This is a genomic window from Candidatus Endomicrobiellum cubanum, assembly GCF_031278955.1.
In the GTDB taxonomy this organism is placed as follows: Bacteria; Elusimicrobiota; Endomicrobiia; order Endomicrobiales; family Endomicrobiaceae; genus Endomicrobiellum; species Endomicrobiellum cubanum.
In genome coordinates, this window is sequence record NZ_JAITJM010000055.1 from 25612 (window position 1) to 32810 (window position 7199).

Consider the following 7199-nt stretch of genomic DNA (forward strand, 5'->3'; position numbering starts at 1 on the left):
CCTGAGTTTTTTCTTGCATTTCAAAAATTCACAGGAATTATACGTATTAGGTTTTTTAGAGAACCTCTTGTTTAATATATTGCACAAGTTAAAATTTCGCAGCCAGTTTCTTTTACTAATACAGTATCTTCTATTCTTACTCCAAACTTGTCATCTATATATACACCAGGCTCTACTGTCACAATCATATTAGGCAAAAAAACACCTTCGATGTTAGATGATAACGAAGGCATTTCGTGAATCTCTACACCAACTCCATGTCCTGTAGAGTGGATAAATCTATCTCCAAAACCAGCTTTTTTAATAACTTCTCTTGCAGTTTTGTCTGCCCAAGATATCTTCTGTCCAGCTTTTAAATTACATAAAACAGCATCTTGAGCTGCTTTTACTGTGTTCCAAATTACACGCTCTTCACGTCCGATTTTATCTAAAAAATATGTACGTGTCAAATCAGAACAGTATCCATTATAGGAGCACCCGATATCTAAAAGTACTATATCATTTTCTTTTATTTTTGTATTAGAACTTTTATGGTGTGGATTTGCTGAATTAACTCCGCAAGCTACTATAGGAGAAAAACTTTCTGTAACTTGTTTTTTTGCAAACAGTTCTAGAATTTTATAATAGATATCAATTTCACTAAGACCTGGTTTGAGTTCTTTCTTTATAGTGTTACAAACTTCAGACACTATCTGACAGGCCTTTTTTATGCTAGCAATTTCGTTATCGTTTTTAATAATACGACTACTTGTTAGAATACCAACTTTTTTTTCTAATTTGATTTGTTTTTTTGTTAAAGCATTATTTAATAAAATGAAATCAGAAGCACTTATATGGGTCGGATCTACTGTGACGTTATTGATAGAATTTTTTCTTAAGATAGTTGCTACACTTTCATGAAAGGGTGTATATGGCCACACTTTAATTTTTGATTTTACAAAAAAGTTTTTAACTTGATTCTCTATCATTTTTGAACATATCGCATAGTAACCATTTTTTGTACATAAAAACCAAAAACCATCAAAAGGCACTCCAGTTAAATAAAAGATATCTTTTTGATTAGTAAAAAGTATAGTGTCAAGCGGGATATTGTGAAAAATTTGCAAATTTTTTTTGTTCATCAGAAATTCCAATAATTAATTTTTGCGACGATAAAACTTTGTAAAGCGTGCATAAGGAGCTATATTAGTTGACAATTATATAATTATTTTGTTACAATGACAACACAACCAGAAACTAGGTTGTAATCAATAATCCACTAGTTGGATAAAACAAGGAGTTGTAGTAATGGCACAAGGTAAAGTTAAATGGTTTAATGACCAAAAAGGGTACGGATTCATTTCTAATGATGACGGATCAGGGGATGTTTTTGCACATTATTCGGCCATTCAATCTGAAGGGTTTAAGTCATTGGCAGAAGGTGACAGCGTCGAATTTGAAGTTGTAAATTCTGACAAAGGTCCTAAAGCAGCAAACATAAAAAAGATTTAACCTACTACAAGTAAAAAGTCTCAAAAGATTATCCTTTGAGACTTTTTACTTGTTATTCAAATTAAAGATTTAATCTTTTTTAAAGCAAACAAATACCCATCAATTCCAAAGCCTATAATTTGTCCTGCCGTAATTGGCGCAATATATGATTTGTGCCTAAATTCTTCTCTTATATATATATTTGAAATATGCACTTCTATTATGGGGACTTCTAAACAAGATAGAGCGTCTCTTATTGCTATAGATGTGTGTGTAAAAGCTGCAGGGTTAATAATAATACCAGAAGTGTCATTTAAACTGTTCTGAATTTTATCTATAATTTTACCTTCATGGTTTGACTGAAAAAGTTCAATTTCTAAATTTAATTCTTTAGCAAGAGCTTTAAGTTGTTGTTCAATATTGCTAATAGTAGCATTCCCATAAATTGTAGGTTCTCTAACTCCTAATATATTTATATTTGGCCCATTTAGTACAAGAACTTTCTTCATTTTTTAACTCCAATTTTTTAAAACATTTAAAATAATATCATCTCTGACTGAAACACTCTTTACTTTGCCTATTTTAAATATTAAAACAAGATTAATGTTCCCAGAAGTAGTTTTTTTATCTTTTTTCATTAAATTTAATAATTGTCTAGTATTTATTTTAACATTTAATTTAAAATCTAGAAGGGTTAAAATTTGTTTTACTTCTTTAAAGGTTTTTTTAGAACACAGCTTTAATTTTAAAGAAACTAAACTAGCAAACAGCATGCCAAATATTACAGCTTCTCCGTGCAAAAACTTTTTATAAGAAGTATAAGCTTCTAAAGCGTGTGCAAATGTGTGTCCAAAATTTAAAGTAGTTCTAACTCCAGATATTTCTTTTTCATCTTTTTTTACGACTTGTACTTTATAAAAACAACATTTATATATTATATAATCAAAATCTTTTATAAATCCGTTGATTAATTCTTTCTTTAGATATGTATAAAATTTTCTATCAAAAATTAAGGCATATTTAATAGCTTCAGCAAACCCGTTTTTTATATGCTGACTAGGTAGAGTAATTAAAAAACAAATATTGATCCAGACCAATTTAGGTTGATAAAATACACCAACTATATTTTTACATTTAGTAATATTTACTGCAGTTTTTCCTCCAATTGAAGAATCTATCATAGCAAGGAGGGTTGTAGGTACTTGAATAAAATCTATCCCGCGCATATATGTTGCAGCAAAAAATCCAGCAATATCTCCAATTACTCCTCCGCCTAATGCTATGACACAGCTGTTCCTATCAATACTTTCTTTAAGAGCTTTGTTATATAGAAAAGATAGCTTTTTTATATTTTTGCCAGTTTCGCCTGCACTTATAACTGCTGTTTTAACAGAAACTTTGGAATCATTACTTCTTTGTTTTAATAAATTTGATAAGTATTTTAAATGTAATTTTTTTACATTTTTATCTGTAATAATAAAAAATGTAGTTGTTGCAGTTACTTTTTTTAAATTTTTTAAAAAATCATTTTCAGATTGTGAAATTAATATGTTGTATTTTTGGGACTTTAAATTTACAGGTATTAGATTTTTCATGATTTTTACTATATATTTCAAAGTTTTTTTGCAATTAAAAATAGAGGTGCTAAGTTCAACTTGCTAATAAAACAATAGAATTAAACTTTCTGATGTTATACCACATCAACATTTGATAATTTACAATTTTTGTTTTGTCGCAAGTCAACCAAGATATAAATTTAGTTTCATTAAGATTGAAATTATAAGTTTATTATCTACAACCCATTGTATATATTTTATGAGATAATATCAAATAGAGTCTGCCTGACCCATTAAAGAAACATTTGTAGCATTAATGAAGTTGAGGGAATTATTATCAGCAATAGAGTTATGGATAATAGAATTTTGATAATAGTTAGAATCTTTAGAATAGTCAGTATTAACTAAGTAAACAGAAGTAGTTGACAAATCAATATCAGAGGCAGTAAAAGAAAGGGTGTTGTTATTAATGAGAAGATTGTCTACCTCAGTAGTATTTCCACTTCTTCCACCTTGAAAGGATAATAGAGCAAAGGATATTTGTTCGCAGTTAATAGAAGAACTAATAGAAATGGAATTAGAAGAGATAGAGATAGTATTAGGATGATAAACAGCGCCAGGGTCTGAGTATAGGGATAGGAGAGCAACTGTACTTAATTGCAAAAATGTTATATATATTTATTTTCGAAATGTATCTACTCCCTGACTAGACTGAAAATAGGGCAAAGGAAGGAATTATTCATAAAAAGGGAAGATTGGGGGAACCCAAATGGTCAAGTCAGGTTTTAAAAAAACAAATATAAGTATATAACTAGGTTTTTATGATAATCAAAAAAGACAAAAGTACTATACAAAATTATTTTCAAGACAATTCTGGTGTTTCTGGAGCATATGCTGATTCTGTTGCGATAGCAGAAAACGAAGATGATATTTCTAATTTTTTAATTGAAATGTCGGAAAAACAAATACCAGTAACTATTGTTGGTGCGCTTACAGGAAATACGGCTTCTGGGTTAGCTTTTGGGGGTGTTGTGCTATCGTTAGAAAATTTAAATAATATAGGTGAAATAAAAGAAAATAGTGACAATACTGCTTTTATTACTGTTGGTGCCGGAGCAAGACTCAATGATATAAAAGTAAAAGCTTATCAAAACGGTTGGATGTATCCACCTGACCCTACAGAGAAGAGTGCTTTTATTGGTGGAAATATTGCTACCAACGCTTCTGGATCTAGAGGTTTTAAGTTTGGCCCGACAAGAGATTACGTACAAGCTTTAAAGGTTATTTTTTCAGATGGCTCAAAAAGTTTTATCCAAAGAGGTAAAATATTTTCAGATAAAAATGGAAATATAACATTTGATACAAATAAAGGCACAAAGCATATAAAACTTCCTGAATACAAATTACCTCATATTAAAAATGCAGCAGGGTATTATAATTATCCTGATTGTGATTTAATAGATGTCTTTATAGGCTCAGAGGGGACTCTTTGTGTTATTGTTGAAGCTGTTTTAAAGCTTGTACCTTGTTTTAAAGAAGTTTTTGGAGGCATAATATTTTTTCAAAATCGTGATAATGCATTCATGTTCGTAGATAAAATAAAATTAATTTCTAAAAAAGCAAAAGTAGAGAGGTTAAGAAATTCTATTAACGCTATGTCTTTAGAATACTTTGAAAAAAATGCTTTAGATCTCATTAGAGACGATTATCCTCTTATTCCTTTGGACGCTGAATGCGGTATAATGTTTGAACAGGACGTTTACGATGACAGCATAGATTTATTAATTGATAAATGGTATAAGATTATGCAGAAGTATAATGTAAATGATGATAAAGTATGGTTTGCATCAAATTTAGCAGAACTAGAGAAATTTAGAATTTTTAGACATGCAATACCTGAACATATTAACAAAATAGTAAAAAAGAATAAAGTGCCTAAAGTAGGCACAGATTTTGCTGTTCCTGAGGGAAAACTTTCAGATATAGTAGATTTTTGCCAAAAAGAATTTAAGAATTCAGGCATTTTTAATTTAACCTTTGGACATATTGGTGAAAATCATCTCCATGCAAATATTTTAGCTTCAAATGAAGATGAATATGAAAAATGCAGAAAGTTGTACATTGATATTTGTTCTCAAGTAGTAAAGCTAAAAGGAACTGTTTCGGCTGAGCATGGTATTGGTAAACTCAGGCACATTTTTTTGGAAAAAATGCTTGGAAAAGAAGGATTTAAGGAGATGGCAAAGTTTAAAAAAAGTTTTGATAAATCCGCTATTTTATGTCAGGATAATATATTCCCAAGGGACTATTTGTATGAAAAAGTTTGTCATTAAAATAACAAAAAAATGTTTTATTCCTTTTGTTTTATTGTTTACTGTTGTATTTGTTTTTTCTTGTTCTTCTGATCGTTCTTTAAAAAAAGAAATTTATGCAGGGGTAGGGGCTCCAAAAGATCAAGTCCCGTTTTTACCAAATGTCCGTAAAGGGGTTTTACCCAATGGTCTTACTTACTATATTTTAAAAAATTCTCAACCGGAAATTTTGCATTGTTAGCCCTAGCGGTAAATGCAGGCTCTGTTCTTGAAAAAAAATGACCAAAGAGGTTTAGCTCACTTTGTAGAGCACATGGCTTTTGATAGTACAAAACATTTCCCTAAAAATGGAATTATAGACTATTTACGTTCTGTTGGAATGCGTTTTGGTGCTGACATTAATGCATTCACAAATTTTGACAATACAGTTTATTTTATGGAAGTCCCAGTACAAACAGACGAACAGAGCATTAAAATTGTTCCAAATAAAGCTTTAAATATTCTTAACGACTGGGTGCAACACGTTTTGTTTAATCAAGAAGATGTAGACAATGAAAGAAAAGTTATTCTTGAAGAAAAAAGACTAAGGATGACCAATACAGGTGCAAGAATATGGTTGGATAAAGCATTGCCAATACTTTATAAAGGTTCTATGTATGCAAGTAGATTTCCTATAGGGTGTCTGAAGGTATAGAAAATGCTACTGTCCAACAATTAAAAGATTTTTATAAAACATGGTATCGCCTTGACAATATGGCCATTGTTGTTGTAGGTGATTTTGATGATGAGGTTTTAGAAAATTCTTTAAAGTCTATTTTTTATATAGCCTAAAGCTAATACACCTTTAAACCGTCCTAAATATGACTTGCCTGCTCCTAAAAAGGCAGTTTACGTATATAGGTTCTAACAGATAAAGAGCAAGTTTATGATGAGATTTATCTTTTCTTTACTCAACCTAAAATAGAATCTGATGCTGTAAAATATGTGCTTGATCAATGGAAGGCAAATTTATTAAACGCTGACAAATCTCCAGATTATGTTCTTAATAAAGAAATTTGTAAACTTATTTACGGAAATAGTCCATACTTCACAGAAACCGAAATCTCTGATTTAGACAAAGTAAATAAAGATATAGCTTTTGATTTTATGAAAAAATCTTTGAATCCAGCAGATTACACTTTTGTTTTTGTAGGGAATATTGATATTGAATCATTTAAAGAATATATTAAAACTTATTGGGCTTCTATCAAACCAGCACAATCTTATAATATTACAAACAAAGAATTTTCTCGCCCTAAGCCTGCAAAGAAGGAAATACACATGGGCAATGGAGACAAAAGTTCTGTAAGTTTAGGATGGTACGTAAAAGAAAATTATTCTCAAAGCTTAAGTGCAAAAACTTGTGTTTTTGAAGAATACATGAATATAATATTAACAGACCACCTGCGTATGAAGTTAGGAGAAATATATTATATTGCGCCAGTTTGTCTTGCTGATATGTTTTTGGGAGAATTAACTATGGGCGGCAATTTTTCATGTGATCCTAAAAACTCTAAACGTCTTATTAATGTCGTAATTAGTGATATCAATAATATGGCACATAGTAATATTGAGAAAAATATTTTGGATAAAGCCAAAAAGGCGTGTAAGACGGGATGGGAAAAAAGTATTCAAGATAATTTTGTGATAATGTTTTGTAATATAAGCACATTGAGTTAAAAAGGGAGAAAGGAATGAAGATCCCATACAACATACAACATACAACATACAACATACAACATACAACATACAACATACAACATACAACATACAACATACAACATACAACATACAACATACAACATACAACATACAACATACA

Annotated in this window: 10 protein-coding genes; 6 read left to right on the top strand and 4 right to left on the bottom strand. The window is 30.1% G+C overall.

Translation table 11 applies throughout. The annotated features are described in order from the left end of the window. Window positions 1–71 precede the first annotated feature (71 nt). Window positions 72–1121, bottom strand: coding sequence for a M24 family metallopeptidase (locus tag LBD57_RS05375; protein ID WP_373470309.1), 1050 nt, complete (start codon window positions 1119–1121; stop codon window positions 72–74). A 166-nt stretch (window positions 1122–1287) separates the two neighbouring features. On the opposite strand from LBD57_RS05375, the gene LBD57_RS05380 reads away from it, so the two are divergent. Continuing rightward, window positions 1288–1491 carry a cold-shock protein gene (locus LBD57_RS05380; protein WP_373470310.1) on the top strand — a complete coding sequence of 68 codons (204 nt, stop codon included), beginning with the start codon at window positions 1288–1290 and terminating at the stop codon, window positions 1489–1491. A 56-nt stretch (window positions 1492–1547) separates the two neighbouring features. Here the strand turns inward: LBD57_RS05380 and aroQ are convergent, their stop codons facing one another. The 3 genes from aroQ to LBD57_RS05395 form a co-directional block, all read right to left on the bottom strand. Next, window positions 1548–1979: a type II 3-dehydroquinate dehydratase gene (aroQ, locus tag LBD57_RS05385; protein ID WP_373470311.1), complete on the bottom strand. Its 432-nt coding sequence runs from the start codon at window positions 1977–1979 to the stop codon at window positions 1548–1550. 3 nt (window positions 1980–1982) lie between these two features. Then, a complete protein-coding gene (gene aroB / locus LBD57_RS05390; protein ID WP_373470312.1) occupies window positions 1983–3065 on the bottom strand; it encodes a 3-dehydroquinate synthase in 1083 nt (360 codons plus the stop codon). 231 nt (window positions 3066–3296) lie between these two features. After that, window positions 3297–3689, bottom strand: coding sequence for a hypothetical protein (locus LBD57_RS05395; RefSeq protein WP_373470313.1), 393 nt, complete (start codon window positions 3687–3689; stop codon window positions 3297–3299). A gap of 158 nt (window positions 3690–3847) precedes the next feature. Between LBD57_RS05395 and LBD57_RS05400 the strand changes: the two genes are divergently transcribed. The 5 genes from LBD57_RS05400 (at window position 3848) to LBD57_RS05420 (ending at window position 7057) form a co-directional block, all read left to right on the top strand. Beyond that, complete coding sequence (locus tag LBD57_RS05400) at window positions 3848–5359, top strand: FAD-binding oxidoreductase (RefSeq protein ID WP_373470314.1); 1512 nt, start codon at window positions 3848–3850, stop codon at window positions 5357–5359. Continuing rightward, window positions 5340–5579 carry a hypothetical protein gene (locus LBD57_RS05405; RefSeq protein ID WP_373470315.1) on the top strand — a complete coding sequence of 80 codons (240 nt, stop codon included), beginning with the start codon at window positions 5340–5342 and terminating at the stop codon, window positions 5577–5579. Before LBD57_RS05400 ends, LBD57_RS05405 begins: the two co-directional genes overlap by 20 nt. Before the next feature lie 12 nt (window positions 5580–5591). Continuing rightward, on the top strand, window positions 5592–6032 hold the full coding sequence (locus LBD57_RS05410) for a M16 family metallopeptidase (RefSeq protein ID WP_373470316.1): 441 nt from the start codon (window positions 5592–5594) through the stop codon (window positions 6030–6032). Next, window positions 6017–6169 carry an insulinase family protein gene (locus tag LBD57_RS05415; protein WP_373470317.1) on the top strand — a complete coding sequence of 51 codons (153 nt, stop codon included), beginning with the start codon at window positions 6017–6019 and terminating at the stop codon, window positions 6167–6169. The genes LBD57_RS05410 and LBD57_RS05415 overlap by 16 nt, the downstream gene beginning before the upstream one ends. A 153-nt stretch (window positions 6170–6322) precedes the next feature. Continuing rightward, window positions 6323–7057, top strand: a complete 735-nt coding sequence (locus tag LBD57_RS05420) for an insulinase family protein (RefSeq protein WP_373470318.1) — start codon at window positions 6323–6325, stop codon at window positions 7055–7057. Window positions 7058–7199 lie beyond the last annotated feature (142 nt).